This window comes from Phenylobacterium sp. (genome assembly GCF_041920015.1).
In the GTDB taxonomy this organism is placed as follows: Bacteria; Pseudomonadota; Alphaproteobacteria; order Caulobacterales; family Caulobacteraceae; genus Phenylobacterium.
Genome location: NZ_JAYRST010000077.1, coordinates 1 through 14795 on the forward strand (window position 1 = coordinate 1; position 14795 = coordinate 14795).

General features: G+C 70.8%; 14 protein-coding genes and 1 pseudogene. 9 read left to right on the forward strand and 6 right to left on the reverse strand.

The annotated features are described in order from the left end of the window. The 3 genes and pseudogenes from sucA to lpdA form a co-directional block, all read left to right on the forward strand. A pseudogene (gene sucA, locus ACE3TL_RS13780) lies at nt 1-586 on the forward strand (2-oxoglutarate dehydrogenase E1 component); the annotation flags it as partial. A gap of 52 nt (nt 587-638) precedes the next feature. After that, entirely contained in the window at nt 639-1847 is a 1209-nt protein-coding gene (gene odhB, locus ACE3TL_RS13785) for a 2-oxoglutarate dehydrogenase complex dihydrolipoyllysine-residue succinyltransferase (RefSeq protein WP_374579254.1), read from the forward strand. 79 nt (nt 1848-1926) lie between these two features. Then, nucleotides 1927-3324 carry a dihydrolipoyl dehydrogenase gene (gene lpdA, locus ACE3TL_RS13790; protein WP_374579255.1) on the forward strand — a complete coding sequence of 466 codons (1398 nt, stop codon included), beginning with the start codon at nt 1927-1929 and terminating at the stop codon, nt 3322-3324. Nucleotides 3325-3372: 48 nt separating this feature from the next. Here the strand turns inward: lpdA and ACE3TL_RS13795 are convergent, their stop codons facing one another. Continuing rightward, a complete protein-coding gene (locus ACE3TL_RS13795; RefSeq protein ID WP_374579256.1) occupies nt 3373-3906 on the reverse strand; it encodes a hypothetical protein in 534 nt (177 codons plus the stop codon). A 91-nt stretch (nt 3907-3997) separates the two neighbouring features. Next, entirely contained in the window at nt 3998-4198 is a 201-nt protein-coding gene (locus ACE3TL_RS13800) for a DUF1674 domain-containing protein (RefSeq protein WP_374579257.1), read from the reverse strand. Between the two features lie 110 nt (nt 4199-4308). Between ACE3TL_RS13800 and ACE3TL_RS13805 the strand changes: the two genes are divergently transcribed. From ACE3TL_RS13805 to ACE3TL_RS13815, 3 genes are read left to right on the forward strand one after another with little or no spacing between them, the layout of a single operon-like run. Continuing rightward, entirely contained in the window at nt 4309-5592 is a 1284-nt protein-coding gene (locus ACE3TL_RS13805) for an RsmB/NOP family class I SAM-dependent RNA methyltransferase (protein ID WP_374579258.1), read from the forward strand. A gap of 37 nt (nt 5593-5629) precedes the next feature. Next, nucleotides 5630-6292, forward strand: a complete 663-nt coding sequence (gene rpe / locus ACE3TL_RS13810) for a ribulose-phosphate 3-epimerase (protein ID WP_374579259.1) — start codon at nt 5630-5632, stop codon at nt 6290-6292. A 4-nt stretch (nt 6293-6296) separates the two neighbouring features. Next, nucleotides 6297-8024: a heparinase II/III family protein gene (locus tag ACE3TL_RS13815; RefSeq protein WP_374579260.1), complete on the forward strand. Its 1728-nt coding sequence runs from the start codon at nt 6297-6299 to the stop codon at nt 8022-8024. 46 nt (nt 8025-8070) lie between these two features. Here the strand turns inward: ACE3TL_RS13815 and ACE3TL_RS13820 are convergent, their stop codons facing one another. The 4 genes from ACE3TL_RS13820 to nth all read right to left on the reverse strand — a co-directional run bounded on the left by ACE3TL_RS13820 (nt 8071) and on the right by nth (nt 12082). Continuing rightward, nucleotides 8071-10086 carry a transglycosylase domain-containing protein gene (locus ACE3TL_RS13820; protein WP_374579261.1) on the reverse strand — a complete coding sequence of 672 codons (2016 nt, stop codon included), beginning with the start codon at nt 10084-10086 and terminating at the stop codon, nt 8071-8073. Between the two features lie 132 nt (nt 10087-10218). Beyond that, on the reverse strand, nt 10219-10341 hold the full coding sequence (locus ACE3TL_RS13825; RefSeq protein ID WP_374579262.1) for a hypothetical protein: 123 nt from the start codon (nt 10339-10341) through the stop codon (nt 10219-10221). A 91-nt stretch (nt 10342-10432) separates the two neighbouring features. Beyond that, complete coding sequence (gcvA, locus tag ACE3TL_RS13830; RefSeq protein ID WP_374579263.1) at nt 10433-11344, reverse strand: transcriptional regulator GcvA; 912 nt, start codon at nt 11342-11344, stop codon at nt 10433-10435. Between the two features lie 69 nt (nt 11345-11413). Beyond that, the gene (nth, locus tag ACE3TL_RS13835) at nt 11414-12082 is read right to left on the reverse strand and encodes an endonuclease III (protein WP_374579264.1); all 669 of its coding nucleotides are present in this window, start codon (nt 12080-12082) and stop codon (nt 11414-11416) included. Nucleotides 12083-12167: 85 nt separating this feature from the next. Here nth and ACE3TL_RS13840 point away from each other — a divergent pair, with 85 nt between their 5' ends. The 3 genes from ACE3TL_RS13840 to ACE3TL_RS13850 all read left to right on the forward strand — a co-directional run bounded on the left by ACE3TL_RS13840 (nt 12168) and on the right by ACE3TL_RS13850 (nt 14649). Further along, nucleotides 12168-12638, forward strand: a complete 471-nt coding sequence (locus ACE3TL_RS13840; protein ID WP_374579265.1) for a DUF2244 domain-containing protein — start codon at nt 12168-12170, stop codon at nt 12636-12638. Nucleotides 12639-12927: 289 nt separating this feature from the next. Further along, a complete protein-coding gene (locus ACE3TL_RS13845) occupies nt 12928-13845 on the forward strand; it encodes a hypothetical protein (protein ID WP_374579266.1) in 918 nt (305 codons plus the stop codon). A gap of 12 nt (nt 13846-13857) precedes the next feature. Beyond that, nucleotides 13858-14649 (forward strand): SDR family oxidoreductase, encoded by a 792-nt coding sequence (locus tag ACE3TL_RS13850; protein WP_374579267.1) that lies wholly within the window; start codon nt 13858-13860, stop codon nt 14647-14649. Nucleotides 14650-14795 lie beyond the last annotated feature (146 nt).

Consider the following 14795-nt stretch of genomic DNA (forward strand, 5'->3'; position numbering starts at 1 on the left):
CTGCTCGACCCCGGCCAACTACTTCCACGTCCTGCGCCGTCAGATGCGCCGCGAGTTCCGCAAGCCGCTGATCGTCATGACGCCGAAGTCGCTGCTGCGGCACAAGAAGGCGACCTCGACCCTGGCCGACCTGGCCGAGGGTTCGTCCTTCCACCGCGTGCTGAACGACGACGCCGAGCGCGGGATCAACACCTCGGTCAAGCTGGTCGCGCCGGAGAAGATCCGCCGCGTCGTCCTCTGCTCGGGCAAGGTCTATTACGACCTGCTCGACGCGCGTGAGGAAAAGGGCGTGGACGACGTCTATATTATGCGCCTCGAGCAGTTCTATCCGTGGCCGGTGAAGTCGCTGTCGACCGAACTCAGCCGCTTCCCGAACGCCGAACTGGTCTGGTGCCAGGAAGAGCCGAAGAACATGGGCGGCTGGACGTTCGTCGACCCGTGGCTGGAGCTCACCCTCGACCGGCTGAAGGTCAAGGCCAAGCGCGCCCGCTATGTGGGCCGCCCGGCCTCGGCCTCGACCGCCGCGGGCCTGATGAGCCGCCACATGAGAGAACTGCAGAACTTCCTCGCGGACGCCTTCGCCTAGGCGCCGCGAAACCAACCGACAAGAACAGAGCGAAAGAGAGACAGGATCCCCTATGGCCGACATCATGACCCCCGCCCTGGGCGAGTCCGTCACCGAGGCGACGGTCGCGCGCTGGACGAAGAAGGCCGGTGAGGCGGTCCGCAAGGACGAGATCCTCGTCGAACTCGAGACCGACAAGGTCAGTCTGGAAGTGGCGGCCCCGGCGGACGGCGTGCTGGAATACATCGCCGCCGAAGAGGGCGCGACGGTCGAGCCGGGCGCGGTCCTCGGCCGCCTGGCCGAAGGCGCCGTGGCCGCCGCGCCGGCGGCTGCGCCCGCTCCCAAGGCCGAAGCTCCGAAGGCCGAGGCGCCCAAGCCCGCGCCCGCCGCCGCTCCGGCCGCGGCTGCGCCCCTGGCTCCGTCGGCTCAGCGGATCGTCGCCGAGAACAACCTCGACACCGGGTCGATCGCCGGTTCCGGCAAGGGCGGCCGCGTGACCAAGGGCGACGCCCTGGCCGCTCTGGAAGCCCGCGCCAACGCGCCGGCCGCGCCCGCCGCTCCAGCCGCCCCGCGCGAGATCCACGAGCGCGAGGAGCGGGTCCGCATGACCCGCCTGCGCCAGACCATTGCGCGCCGCCTGAAGGAAGCCCAGAACGCCGCGGCCATGCTCACGACCTTCAACGAGGTCGACATGAGCGCGGTCATGGCCCTGCGCAATCAGTACAAGGACGGTTTCGAGAAGAGCCACGGCGTCAAGCTCGGCTTCATGAGCTTCTTCGTGAAGGCGGTGATCCACGGCCTGAAGCACGTGCCGGACGTCAACGCCGAGATCGACGGCACAGACGTCATCTACAAGAACCACTACGACATCGGGGTCGCGGTCGGCACCGACAAGGGCCTGGTGGTTCCGGTGCTGCGCGATGCCGACGAGCTGTCGCTGGCCGGCATCGAGAAGGGCATCGGCGCCCTCGGCAAGAAGGCGCGCGACGGGGCGCTGGCCCTGGAAGACCTGCAGGGCGGCACCTTCACCATCTCGAACGGCGGGGTCTATGGCTCGCTGATGTCGACGCCGATCCTCAATGCGCCGCAGTCCGGCATCCTCGGCATGCACAAGATCCAGGAACGCCCGATGGCCGTGAACGGCCAGGTGGTGATCCGGCCGATGATGTACCTGGCGCTCAGCTACGATCACCGCATCGTCGACGGCCAGGGCGCGGTGACCTTCCTGGTGAAGGTCAAGGAAGCCATCGAAGACCCGCAGCGCCTGCTGCTGGACGTCTAAGCTCGCCCCACCCGGCGAACGTATTTCATGACGGCGGGGCTTTGCGCCTCGCCGTTTTGCCAAGGACTGGATCAGAGCAATGGCTCAATACGACGTCATCATCATCGGCGGCGGTCCCGGCGGCTACAACGCCGGCATCCGCGCGGGTCAGCTCGGCCTGAAGGCGGCGGTGGTCGAAAAGCGCGGGACGCTGGGCGGCACCTGCCTGAACGTCGGCTGCATGCCCTCCAAGGCGCTGCTGCACGCCTCGGAACTCTACGAAGCCGCCGGGGCCGAGTTCGCCACCCTCGGTATCGAGGTGAAGCCCAAGCTGAACCTCGTGCAGATGATGAAGCAGAAGGCCGAGTCGGTGAGCGCCCTGACCAAGGGCATCGAGTTCCTGTTCAAGAAGAACAAGGTGGATTGGGTGAAGGGCGCGGGCAAGATCGTCGGCGCCGGCAAGGTCGAGGTCGCGGCCGAGGACGGCTCGGTCACCACGCTCGAAGCCAAGAACATCGTCATCGCCACCGGCTCGGAGCCGACCCCGCTGCCGGGCGTCGTCATCGACAACGAGCGGATCGTCGATTCCACCGGCGCCCTGTCGCTGCCGGAAGTGCCCAAGAGCCTGATCGTCATCGGCGCCGGCATCATCGGCCTGGAGCTCGGCTCGGTGTGGCGGCGCCTGGGCGCCAAGGTCACGGTGGTCGAGTTCCTCGACCGCATCACGCCTGGCATGGACGCCGAGACCGCCAAGGCCTTTCAGCGCTCGCTGACCAAGCAGGGCGTGGAGTTCAAGCTGGGCGCCAAGGTCACCGGCGCCGCCGCCGGGAAGAAGGGCGTCTCGCTGGCCGTCGAGCCGGTGGCCGGCGGCGCGCCCGAAACCCTGGAAGCCGACTACGTCCTGGTCGCCATCGGCCGGCGTCCCTACACCGAGGGCCTTGGCCTGGAGAGCGTCGGGATCACGCCGGACAAGCGCGGTTTCATCGAAACGGATCACTTCAAGACCAGCGCGCCGGGCGTCTGGGCCATCGGCGACGCCATCCACGGCCCGATGCTGGCCCACAAGGCCGAGGAAGACGCGGTCGCCTGCATCGAGACCATCGCCGGCAAGTACGGCCACGTGGACTACGACCTGGTTCCCAGCGTGGTCTACACCTATCCGGAAGTGGCCTGGGTCGGTCAGACCGAGGAGCAGCTCAAGGAGAAGGGCGTGGCCTACAAGGTCGGCAAGTTCCCCTTCACCGCCAACAGCCGCGCCAAGATCAACCACGAGACCGAGGGCTTCGCCAAGGTCGTCGCCGACGCCAAGACCGACGAGATCCTCGGCGTCCACATCATCGGCCCGCAGGCCGGCGAGATGATCGGCGAATACTGCGTGGCCATGGCCTTCAAGGCCGCCAGCGAGGACATCGCCCGCGTCTGCCACCCGCACCCGACCCGCTCGGAAGCCGGCCGTCAGGCCGCGATGGGCGTCGAAGGCTGGACCATGCAGGCCTGACCGGCCTGGCGCCGCCTCGGCTCGTTCGCGGGCCGGGACGGCGTCGCCTCAGCGCACCTGTACGCGGGTCGAGGACGAAGACGAGGAATAGGCCCGCGCGCTGGAGCTGGCCCAGGCGCCGGAACGGGCGTAGCCGCCGCCATAGTAATAGCCGCCTCCGCCGCCGTGATAGTTGCGGCCGTCGCCATAGCCGACCCCGCCGGCATGGTGGCCCGAGCCGAGATAGCCGAAGCGCAACTCGCCGCCGGCGATGCAGCAGCCCTGGCCGGGCCATCCATGGTTCTGGGACGCGTAGCCGTAGGTCGGAACCTCGTATCCGCCCTCGCCGCCGCAGCCGCAGGGACGCTGGCCGCCCTCGCGATAGCCGTCGTCATAGGCGTAATAGGCCGGCGGCGGGGGAGGCGGCTGCGGCAGGGCGCGGCGATAGACCTCTTCCTCGTAATATTCGCCCGGGCCGTTGGGGTCGCCATGGACGATGCGATAACCGCCCTCGCGGGCGTCGCCCCAGGACTGGTAGCTCTGGGCGCTGGCGGTTCCGGCCAGGGCCGCGACGGCCAGGCCAAGGATCAGGGTGCGGCGCATGGGGCCTCTCCGCGAGATCAGGGTGGGCCAAAGCCTAGCGGCCCCTTCCACGTCCGGCGACGCCTTGCCCCTGTCGCGGGAACGTCAGGGTTTAGAAATCAACCGCTATGCCCTTGCGTTCCCAGTCGCCGAACCGCGTCGGCTCGGGACCGGCGGGGCCGCCCAGCTCGGCGGCGCGCGCGGCCGCCTGCGCCTCGGCCGCTTGGCGGGCGGCGGCTTCTTCCAGGGCGCGGCGGGCGGCGGGCGTCAGCGTCTTGCCGGGCGCGGCGTTGGGGGGCGGGGCGTCATCCATGCTCCCGATCTAAGCCTTCGCGGCCGCCTGCGCCACCTGCGGCTGGACTGCGAAGGGGGCCTGGCGCGATTGTCCTTGCGTCGCGCGGCCATTGAGGGCACGCCCCCGCCGTGACTGAAGAGCGCGACATCGGCCTGCCGGCGCGGCGGGCGGCCATCGACATCGTTTCCTCCGCCCTGACCCGGCGGTCGGGCTTGGACGAGGCCCTGAGCCGGCCCGGATTCCGCAACCTGGACCCGCGCGACCGCGGCTTCGCCATGGCCCTGGCCATGGCGACCTTGCGGCGGCTGGGGCCGATCGAGCTGGCCCTGGACGCACGGCTGGCCAAGCCGCCGCCCGAGGCGGTGCGGAACATCCTGCGGATCGGCGTCGCCCAGGCCTTCCTGATGGACACGCCAGCCTTCGCGGCGGTCACGACCAGCGTCGACCTGGCCGCCAGCCATTCCTCGACCCGCGCCTTCAAGGGGCTGGTGAACGGGGTGCTGCGCGGTCTGCTGCGCGATCCGCCCAAGCTGGACGAGCCGGAAACCCTCTGCCCGCCCTGGCTCTATGCCCGCTGGGTCGCGGCCTACGGCGCCGAGGCGGCCCATGCCATGGCGGCGCTGATCGCCGACGAGCCGGCCACCGACCTCACACCTAAGACGGTCCCCGACGCCGAGGCGCTGGCGCAGGCCCTGGACGCCGAAATCCTCTCCGGCCCGACCCTGCGCACCGCGCGCAAGGGCGATGTCGCCGCCTGGCCGGCCTATGGCGAGGGCCGCTGGTGGGTGCAGGACGCCAGCGCGGCCATTCCCGCCCGGCTGCTGGAGGCGGGGCCGGGCATGAGCGCGCTCGACCTCTGCGCTGCGCCGGGCGGCAAGACCCTGCAACTGGCCGCCGCGGGGGCCGAGGTGGTCGCGCTCGACCGTTCGGCCGCGCGGCTGAAGCGGGTGGGCGAGAACCTGGCGCGCATGGGCCTGACCGCCGAGACCGTCGCCGGCGACGCCGGCGAATGGGACGACGCGCGCGCCTTCGACGCGGTGTTGCTGGACGCGCCCTGCAGCGCCACCGGCACCTATCGCCGCCATCCGGACGTGCTGTGGGCGGCGCGGCCCGGCGACGTGGCGGCCCTGGCTGCGGTGCAGAGCCGACTGCTGGATTCCGCCGCCGGCCGGGTGAAGCCGGGCGGCCGCCTCGTCTATTGCGTCTGCTCGCTGGAGCCGGAGGAGGGCGAGGCCCAGATCGCCGCCTTCCTGTCCCGTCGCGGCGGCTTCGCCATCGAACCGGTCGGCCCGGGCGAGGCGGGCGCGCCGCAGATCAGCCTGCGCGCCGACGGAACCTTGCGCCTCCTGCCGCACCATCGGCCCGGCGGGCAGGACGGCTTCTACGTCGCTCGCCTGAAACGCGAGTCCTGAGCTTGTCCCCGCGGGCGGGCTTGGCTAAGCCTCCCGCATGACGTTCAAACCGATCATCGCCCCGTCCATCCTGGCCAGCGACTTCGCGCGGCTAGGCGAAGAAGTCGCCGCCATCCAGGCGGCCGGCGCCGACTGGGTGCATGTCGACGTGATGGACGGCCACTTCGTCCCGAACATCACGCTCGGCCCCGACATCGTCAAAGCCCTGCGCCCGCACGCCACGATCCCCTTCGACGTGCATCTGATGATCTCGCCGGCCGACCCCTATCTGGAGGCGTTCCGCGAGGCGGGCGCCGACATCATCAGCGTCCATCCGGAGGCCGGGCCGCACCTCAACCGCTCGCTCAAGCGCATCCGCGAGCTGGGCGCCAAGGCGGGCGTGGTGTTCAACCCGTCGACCGACCCTTCCGTCATCCAGTGGATGATGGACGAGATCGACCTGATCCTGGTGATGTCGATCAACCCCGGCTTCGGCGGCCAGAAGTTCATGCACTCGCAGCTTCGCAAGATCGAGGCGCTGCGGGCGATGATCGACGCCAGCGGCAAGGCGATCGAACTGGAGGTCGACGGCGGGGTGACGCCGGAGACCGCCCCCCTTTGCGTCGCGGCCGGGGCCACCGCCCTGGTGGCCGGCACCGCCGTCTTCAAGGGCGGGCCTGCGAAGTACGCCGAGAACATTCGCGCCCTGAAGGGCGGCTGACCGCGTGGCCGGTCCGCCTCCGGCGATTTCCGATCACCCGGCCGCCCTCTGGGGCCAGGCCCTTCTGCACGGCCTGGCGCGGCAGGCGCGGCGGGACTGGGCCGGCTCGCCCCTGCACCGGGCGATGCTGGCGCGGCCACGGCCCGAAGGGCTGGCCATGTCCGGCCCACGCGACCTGCGCCCTGCCGATGCGCAGATCGGCCGCGGCGTGCTGGCTGGCCGCTATGTCTTTTCCGGCGTTGTGCTGGAGGTCGGCGCGGGCGGCGATCCCTGGGACCGGCCGAGCCCCAGCCACGGCTTCGCGGTCGGCCTGCACGGTTTCGACTGGATGCGCGACCTGCTGGCCGTGGGCGACGAAGGCGCGGTCGAGGCCCTGCGCCTGACGCAGGGCTGGCAGGCGCTGTTCGGCAAATGGAACGCCTTTTCCTGGAGCCCCGAAGTGCTGGAGCGCCGGGTGCTGCACATGGCCTGCGGCGTCCGGGCCATGGCGGGCCAGGCCTCCGAGACTCAGACCGCCCAGCTCGCCCTCGACCTGGCGCGGCAGGCCCGTCACCTGGTCTCCCTGGCCGAAGGGCCGGCGCGGGCGGCCGAGCGCGCCTGCGTGAGCGCCATCGCCGGCCTGGCCCTGAGCGGGGAGGCCGGCGAGCGGCTGACCGAGAAGGCGCTGATGCGGTTGACCTCGGCGCTGCCGGTCACCGTGCTGCCCGACGGCGGCCACGCCAGCCGCTGCCCGCGCGCGGCGCTGGAGCTGCTGCTGGACCTGCGCATCCTCGACGAAGCCCTGACGCGCCGCGGCTGGCCGACCCCGGACGAGGCCCTGCGCGCCATCGACCGCCTGGCCGGCGCCGTGCGGTTCTTCACCCTGGCGGACGGCGCCTTGCCCGAACTGCAGGGCGGCGAGGCCGGCAGCGGCCGCTACGTCGCCGCCGCCCGCGCCAGCGCCGACCCCGCCGCCGGCAAACCGCCGGCCGCGCGCAACGGCTATCATCGGATGGAGAGCGCCAATCTGCAGGTGGTGGTCGACGCCGCCGCCCCGGCCGGGGGGCCGTGGAGCGTCACCGCCTGCGCCCAGCCCCTGGCGCTGGAGGTGCTGGCTGAAGGCCGGCGGATGATCGCGGCCAGCGCCTGGTCGCCCGAGGCCTCCGGCCCGCCGGCCCTGCGGTTGGTCGACGCCTCCTCCACCCTGTCGCTGGCCGACCAGCCCTGCGGCGAGCCGTTGCGCGGGTTCCGCGCCCGCGCGCTGGGCCCGCGGCTGGTCGGCGCCTGCGCCCATGTCGAGGCCGCCCGTCACGAGGCCGAGGGCGCGGTCTGGCTGGAACTGGCCCACGACGGCTGGGTGCGGCGCTTCGGCCTGCGCCACGAGCGGCGGCTCTATCTCGACCTTGCGGCCGACGAACTGCGGGGCGAGGACGTGCTGGTCCCCGCACATGCGGGCGAGCTGGGCGAGGCCGGGCGGCGCTTCATCCCTTACAAGGTCCGCTTTCACGTCCACCCCGACGTCGCCGCCAGCCTGGCGCGCGACGGCAAGAGCGTCCTGTTGCGGTCGGGCGAGGACCACCACGGCTGGTGGCTGCGCAGCGACGCCCATTCCGCCGATATCGAGACCAGCGTCTATTTCGAGGAAGGCAAGCCCCGCCGCACCCAGCAGATCGTGTTGATGGGCCAGGCCCGCGCCGACAGCGGCGGCAAGCTCCGCTGGAAACTCGCCTCCGCCGCTCCGGGCAAGGGATAGGGCTCGGCGCAGCCACCGCGCACGCTCATCGGTGTCGTCCCGCGCCTCAGTACGGAATCTCGTCCCAGGAGACCGGGTCGGGGTCGGCGGCGTCGATGGCGGTGGCCATGGCGTTGCGGCGGACCTGGCCGAAGGCGTCCTTGCCGAAAGCGTCCCGCACGGGGGCGGGCGGCGCCGGTTCTTCCACATAGAGCGGCGGCGGCAGGGCCGGGAACCAGGCGAACTCCTCGTCGGGCAGGCCCTTGTGCACGGCGCTCATGAAGTCGCGCCAGATGTGGGCCGGGATCTGACCGCCGGTGACGCGGGCCATGGGGCGGCCAGCGTCGTCGCCCACCCAGACGGCGGCCAGCCACTGCGGCGTGAACCCCACGAACCAGGCGTCGCGGTGGTTCTGGCTGGTGCCGGTCTTGCCGGCGGCCAGGCGTCCGAAGGCGGCCTCCTTGCCGGTGCCGGCCAGGATCACGCCGCGCATCATCTGCACCATCTGGGCGGCCTGATAGGTCGGATAGATCGGCACGGCGGCGCTGGGCGGCCGGTCGTAGAGCAGCTTGCCGCGGGCGTCGGTGATGCGCGCGACCAGATAGGGGCGGGTCTGGCCGCCGCCGCTTTGCAGCACCTGGTAAGCGCCCGCCAACTCTAGCGGCGTGACCTCGTAGGCCCCCAGGGCGATGGAGCCGCCGGGATGGGCCGGCATGCCGGAGAGACCGAAGCGGCGGGCGAGATCGCCGACCTCGTCCAGCCCGGCCTCGCGCGCCAGCCGCACCGCGACGGTGTTGATCGAGAGCTGCAGCGCCCGCTGCACCGAGATCATGCCGTGATAGCCGCCGCCGTAATTGGCCGGTCGCCAGCCGCCGATGCGGATCGGCGCGTCCTCGCGCCAGTCCATCGGCCGCACTCCGGCGTCGAGGGCGGCGGCCCAGACGATGGGCTTGAAGGCCGAGCCGGGCTGGCGGCGGGCCTGGGTGACGCGGTTGAAAGGGCTGGCCCCATGGTCGGCGCCGCCGATCATGGCGCGCACCGCGCCGTCGGGGGCCAGGGCGACCAGTGCAGCCTGGCGCGCGCCGCGGGCGCGGCCTTCGCGGGCCAGGGTGCGGCGCACGATGTCGCCGGCCAGGGCCTGGGCCCGCGGGTCGACGGTGATCTGGACCACCAGGTCGGGCGTGCCGGCGCCTACCCGTTGGGCGGCCTCGGTCGCGGCGGCGTCGAAGGCCCAGGCCATGTCGCCCTCGCCCTGGCCGGCCAGGCGGGCGAGCGGCGGCGGCGGGGCGTCCAGGGCGGCCTGCACCAGGCCCTGATCGATCCACTTCATCTCCGCCAGCCGGCGCAGCACCACGCGGCCGCGCGCCCAGGCGGCGGCCGGATCGTTGGCGGGCGACAGGCGGGTGGGCGCGCGCGGCAGGGCGGCCAGGACCGCGGCCTCGGAGAGGGTCAGGTCCTGCGGCGGCTTGCCGAAATAGGTCTCGGCCGCGGCGGTCAGCCCATAGGCGCGTTCGCCGAAATAGATGCGGTTGAGATAGAGCTCCAGCATCTCGTCCTTGGTCAGGATGTGCTCGAGCTGGGCGGCCAGGGCGATTTCCTGGACCTTGCGGCGCAGGGTCTGGTCGGGCGCCAGGAAGAGGTTGCGGGCCAGTTGCTGGCTGATGGTCGAACCGCCCTGGACCGTGTGGCCGGCCTTCAGGTTGACCGCCAGGGCGCGCAGGGCGCCGCGCGCGTCCATCGCCCCATGCTGGTAGAACCGCCGGTCCTCGATGGCCAGGAAGGCCAGCGGCACATGCTGCGGCAGCTCGCCCAGCCGCGCCGGCGCGCCGTGGCGCGGGCCGCGGCGGCCGACCACCTGGCCGTCCGGACCGACGAAGGTTACGCCGGGCGGGCGGCCCAGCGACCACAGCGCCTCCTTGTCGGGAACCTGGGGCAGGTCGCGCAGCACCAGCCGGTCCAGCGCGAACCAGCCGCCCAGGAAGAGGTTGACCGTCACCACTGCGGCGATGGCCGCCGCGCGCCAGTTGATCCCGCGCGCGGGGCGCGGCGTGGGGGCGGCGGGTTCGGGTCTTTCGTCAGGCATCCGGCGACCGGCGGCGGGACGCCGCGTTGTTCAAAGCCCGATCATTGCAAGCCGCGCGCCAGAAGTCGCGGTCTTGCCGGACCCGACGAAGCCGGGCCGACGCGTGGGAGGAGGAGGCGTCGGCCCGACCCGTCAGGCGCCAAGCGCGATGACCGCCAGGGGGGCGGCGATGACCGCGATGGCCAGCACCAGGACCACGTCGCGCAGCATATCCCCGCGCGGAAGGACCATCGGTTGAGCATAGGTGTAGGTCATGGAGGAGGCTCCTACAGCGATGAACACCATTACAATGGCTGTTCAGGCCCGCTCGCGCAAACGAGCTTACCTCCCATCAATTGACTTCAGATCAACTGGGTTCGGCCAGGCCGTCGGCCTGCGCCTGCTCCAGCAGCCAGGCGCGGAAGCGGCGGATGTTCGGCTGCTCGGCCTTTTCCGGCAGGGAGAGGATCCAGTGGCTGAACGGGCTGGGCACCGAGATGTGGAAGGGCTGGACCAGCCGGCCGCTGGCCAGGTCGTCGATGACCATGGCGCGGTGGGCGAACGCCATGCCGCGGTCGGCCAGCGCCGCTTCTACCGCCAGATAGGTGTTGGAGAACCGCGGTCCCGGCTTCGGGTCGACCCGGTCGGCGCCTGCGGCCGCCAGCCAGTCGGCCCAGTCCGGCTCCTCCGGCAGCATGAGGACGTCGTGCAGCAGCGGGGCGCCGGCCAGGTCGTTGGGATGGATGAACGGCCCGTACTTCTGGACGAAGCCGGGACTGCACACCGGCTCCATGACGGTGTTGAACAGCAAGGTCGCGTGCAGGCCGGGATAGGGTCCGCGGCCCAGGCGGATGGCGACGTCGATGTTGTCGTGCGCCAGGTCGGCGGGAAAGTCGGAGGCCGCGACCATGATCTGCACGTCCGGATAGCGGCGCTGGAAATCGTGCAGGCGCGGCACCAGCCAGCGTGCGGCCAGGGAGTGCAGCACGGTCACCACCAGCGGGGCGTCGCGCTTGGAGCGCGCCGCGTCGACCGCCGACTGCAGGGTCGAAAGTCCCTGGCGCACCCCGACGGACAGTTGCTCGCCCGCCGCCGTCAGCCGCACCGCGCGATTGAAGCGGTCGAACAGCCGGACCTCCAGGTCCGCTTCCAGCCCCTTGATGTGACGCGAGACCGCGCCGGGCGTGACGCCGAGCTCCTCAGCGGCGCTGAGGAAGCTCCCATGGCGGGCGCAGGCTTCGAAGACCCGCAGAGCGTTGAGCGGCAGGTGGCTGGCCATGGTCGAGGATTAGGGCGCGCCGAGGACGTTCGGCAATGGCCCAAGGCGGCGTCGCGGCTCGCAAGTCGCCTAGACGAACAGCTTCTTCGACGGGCAGAGGTCGGCGACCGGGCACTCCAGGCACTTGGGCTTGCGCGCGACGCAGGTGTAGCGCCCGTGCAGGATCAGCCAGTGATGGGCGCGGGTGAGATAGGGCTCCGGCACGATGGCCATCAGGTCGGCCTCGACCTGGTCCGGGGTCTTGCCGGTCGAGAGGCCCAGGCGGTGCGAGACGCGGAAGACGTGGGTGTCGACCGCGATGGCCGGCTCCACCCGCAACTCGTTCAGCACCACGCTGGCGGTCTTGCGGCCGACGCCGGGCAGGGCCATCAGCGCCGCGCGGTCCAGCGGCACCTCGCCGCCGTGCTGCTCCAGGATGATCTTCGCCGCGGCGATGACGTTCTTGGCCTTGGTGCGATAGAGGCCGATCGAGGCGATGTAGGGGATCAGCCCCTCTTCCCCCAGCTCCAGCATCTTCTGCGGAGTGTCGGCCACCTGGAACAGCCTAGCCGTCGCCTTGTTGACCGAAACGTCGGTCGCCTGGGCCGACAGCGCCACGGCCACCACCAGCGTATAGGGACTGTCGTAGTCGAGTTCGGTGCGCGGATCGTCGCTCAGCGACTGGAAGCGATGGAACAGTTCCTCGATCCGCGCCTTCTCGGCGGGGCTGAGGCGCTTTGTCTTGACGGGCTTGGCCATGGCGCGCGGACCATCGCCCGCATCGGCCTTTCCGCCAAGAGGCGGTCTTTGCATCGCGCGAAACCGGACTAAAGTGCGGCCCGCCATGGACAGCCCCGTCTATATGGACGCCGTGATCACCCCGAACCGCTCGCTTTCGCAGCGGGGCTTCATCGTGCTGATCTCGATCGTCACCCTGTTCAACTGCGTCGCCGCCGGGGTCTTCCTGTCGATGGGCGCGACCTATGTGCCGGTGTTCCTGGGGCTGGACGTGCTGGCCGTGATCGCCGCCTTCGCCGCCAGCTATGCGGCCGCCAAGCGCATCGAGCGGGTGCTGGTGACGCCCCGCGCGGTCAAGGTGGTGCGCGAAACGCCCAAGACCAGCCAGGTCGTCTGGGAAAGCCCCACCGCCTTCACCCGCGTCGCCCTGGAGATCGACGAGGACGAGGTGGTGCACGCTGTCCGCCTGGCCATGTCCGGCCGCCACGCCAGCATCGCCGCCGCCCTCAGCCCCCTGGAACGCGCCGACTTCGCCCGCGCTCTGGAGCGGGCGATCTACGACGCGCGGCGGGGGTAGCATTTATCGAGAGCGCTTGGGCGGCGCCTCGACGCTGCGAGCGTCAGGAAGATTCAACACCAAGATCACCAAGACCACCAAGACCACCAAGAAGCCTGCGCCGAAGGCGCACTCCGCCGATGGCTCGGGTCTCCAAGGCCTCGACCCCTTCGTGGTCTTGGTGTCCTTGGTGGTCTTGGTGTTTCCCTTGAACCGCCTGCGCCTGCGCCCATAAGCCCGCCCATTCAAACAATCGTTCGGCTTTCCGCCCGGCCGGTCTATGAATGGCCCCAGGGAGAAGGAGACGCCGATGAGCTTTGCAACGCCGCTGAGCCTGGCCGGGCCGCTGCGCCGACCGCACCAGATGCTGGCCGACCAGGAGTATGGCGGGCACACCTCCATCCACGACGACGCCATGGCCGAGAAGCTGGGCTTCCGGGCCGGGCCGATCGAGGGGCCGACCCATTTCAGCCAGTTCCAGCCGCTGCTGGCCAAGATCTGGGGCCAGCGCTGGTTCGAGAGCGGCTGCATCTCCAGCCACTTCCTGAACATGGTGGTCGAGGGCGAGGAGGTCCGCGCCTTCGCCGAAATTCCGCCGGAGGGCGCGACGGTCACGCGGGTCTGGGCGCAAAAGGCCGACGGAACCCCGGTGCTGGAGGCCAGCGCCAGCGTCGGCGCGAGGACCGAGTCCACCCTCCTGGAAACCCGCATGGCGGCGCTGCGCCCGCCGGGCAAGCTGCTGATCCTGGAGGACCTGAAGGTCGGCATGACCGGGGCCAAGGAGGAGCGCGTGCGCATGGACGCCGACCAGAACATGGGCGCGCTCTATCCGTTCAGCCTGAACCAGAAGCTGGCGGTCATCACCGAAAATTCGCCCTGGTATTCCGACGCCGCCGCCTCGCCCTGGGGCCGGGCGATCATCCCGTTCGAGATGCTGAGCGTCCTCTTCGAATATTCCAGCCGCGAGGCGGCCTTCCCGGTGAAGGGGCCGGCTGTGGGCCTGTTCGCCGACCAGGAGATCCGCGTGATCGACGGGCCGCTGTTCGTGGGCGACGAGTATGTCCTGCGCCGCGAGATCGTCGCCCTGGCCGAGAGCAAGCGCACCGAATCCTACTGGGTGCGCACCAGGGTCTATGACGCCGGCGGCCAGAAGCAGGTGGCCGAGATGCTGCTCAACCACGCCAGCCTGAAGCATTCCTACGCCGGCTACGCCGACGCCCAAGCCTAGAGAGACATTCCAATGAACGTGAAGGACAAGGTCGTCGTCGTGACCGGCGCGGCGGAGGGGATCGGCGCGGCCCTGGCCCGCCGCTTCGCCAAGGAAGGCGCCAAGGTGGTGATCGTCGCCGACCGCAATGGCGAAGGCGCGGCCGCGGTCGCCCGCGAGATCGGCGGCGAGGCGGTCACCCTGGACGTCAGCGACGGGGCGGCGGTGGCGGCTCTGGTCTCCGACGTCGAGGCCCGCCACGGCGGCGTCGACCTCTTCTGCTCCAACGCCGGGGTCGGCGACGGCGACCCGGACAAGGAGAACGCCGCCTCCTCGCCCGATGCGGTGTGGAACCGCGCCTGGAACGTCAATGTCATGGCCCACGTCCATGCGGCGCGCGCGGTGACGCCGGGCATGGCCGCGCGCGGCGGCGGCTATCTGCTCAACACCATTTCGGCGGCGGGGCTGCTGTCGCAGATCGGCGGCGCGGTCTATTCGACCACCAAGCACGCGGCGGTCGGCCTCGCCGAATCCCTGGCGATCACCCACGGCGACCAGGGGATCAAGGTCTCGATCCTGTGTCCGCAGGGCGTGGACACCGCCATGCTGCGCCAAGGCGACTCCGCCTCCCAGCCCCAGAACCTCGACGGGGTGCTGACCCCCGACGAGGTCGCCGAAAGCGTCGTCCAGGGCCTGGCCGAGGAAAAGTTCCTGATCCTGCCGCATCCGGTCGTGCTGACCTACATGCAGCGCAAGACCGCCGACTACGACCGCTGGCTCGGCGGCATGCGCCGCCTGCGCGCCAAGATGATGGGCAAGGGCTGAGGATCAGACAGTTCCTCCCCCAGCGGGGCAGGGCAATCGCATATGAGTGTCCTCCCGGTTTGCGAAGCAAGACCGGGACCCATTCGCGTCTGAATTGAAGGGCGAGGCGCGGCCGAGCCGCATCCTGCTCCATCTGGTGTTCATAG

Excerpts from the sequence above, each read along its gene's own strand:
- odhB (WP_374579254.1), top strand. The coding sequence starts at position 639 with ATGGCCGACATCATGACCCCCGCCCTGGGCGAGTCCGTCACCGAGGCG.
- lpdA (WP_374579255.1), top strand. The coding sequence starts at position 1,927 with ATGGCTCAATACGACGTCATCATCATCGGCGGCGGTCCCGGCGGCTAC.
- ACE3TL_RS13795 (WP_374579256.1), bottom strand. The coding sequence starts at position 3,906 with ATGCGCCGCACCCTGATCCTTGGCCTGGCCGTCGCGGCCCTGGCCGGA.
- ACE3TL_RS13800 (WP_374579257.1), bottom strand. The coding sequence starts at position 4,198 with ATGGATGACGCCCCGCCCCCCAACGCCGCGCCCGGCAAGACGCTGACG.
- rpe (WP_374579259.1), top strand. The coding sequence starts at position 5,630 with ATGACGTTCAAACCGATCATCGCCCCGTCCATCCTGGCCAGCGACTTC.
- ACE3TL_RS13820 (WP_374579261.1), bottom strand. The coding sequence starts at position 10,086 with ATGCCTGACGAAAGACCCGAACCCGCCGCCCCCACGCCGCGCCCCGCG.
- ACE3TL_RS13825 (WP_374579262.1), bottom strand. The coding sequence starts at position 10,341 with ATGACCTACACCTATGCTCAACCGATGGTCCTTCCGCGCGGGGATATG.
- gcvA (WP_374579263.1), bottom strand. The coding sequence starts at position 11,344 with ATGGCCAGCCACCTGCCGCTCAACGCTCTGCGGGTCTTCGAAGCCTGC.
- nth (WP_374579264.1), bottom strand. The coding sequence starts at position 12,082 with ATGGCCAAGCCCGTCAAGACAAAGCGCCTCAGCCCCGCCGAGAAGGCG.
- ACE3TL_RS13840 (WP_374579265.1), top strand. The coding sequence starts at position 12,168 with ATGGACAGCCCCGTCTATATGGACGCCGTGATCACCCCGAACCGCTCG.
- ACE3TL_RS13845 (WP_374579266.1), top strand. The coding sequence starts at position 12,928 with ATGAGCTTTGCAACGCCGCTGAGCCTGGCCGGGCCGCTGCGCCGACCG.
- ACE3TL_RS13850 (WP_374579267.1), top strand. The coding sequence starts at position 13,858 with ATGAACGTGAAGGACAAGGTCGTCGTCGTGACCGGCGCGGCGGAGGGG.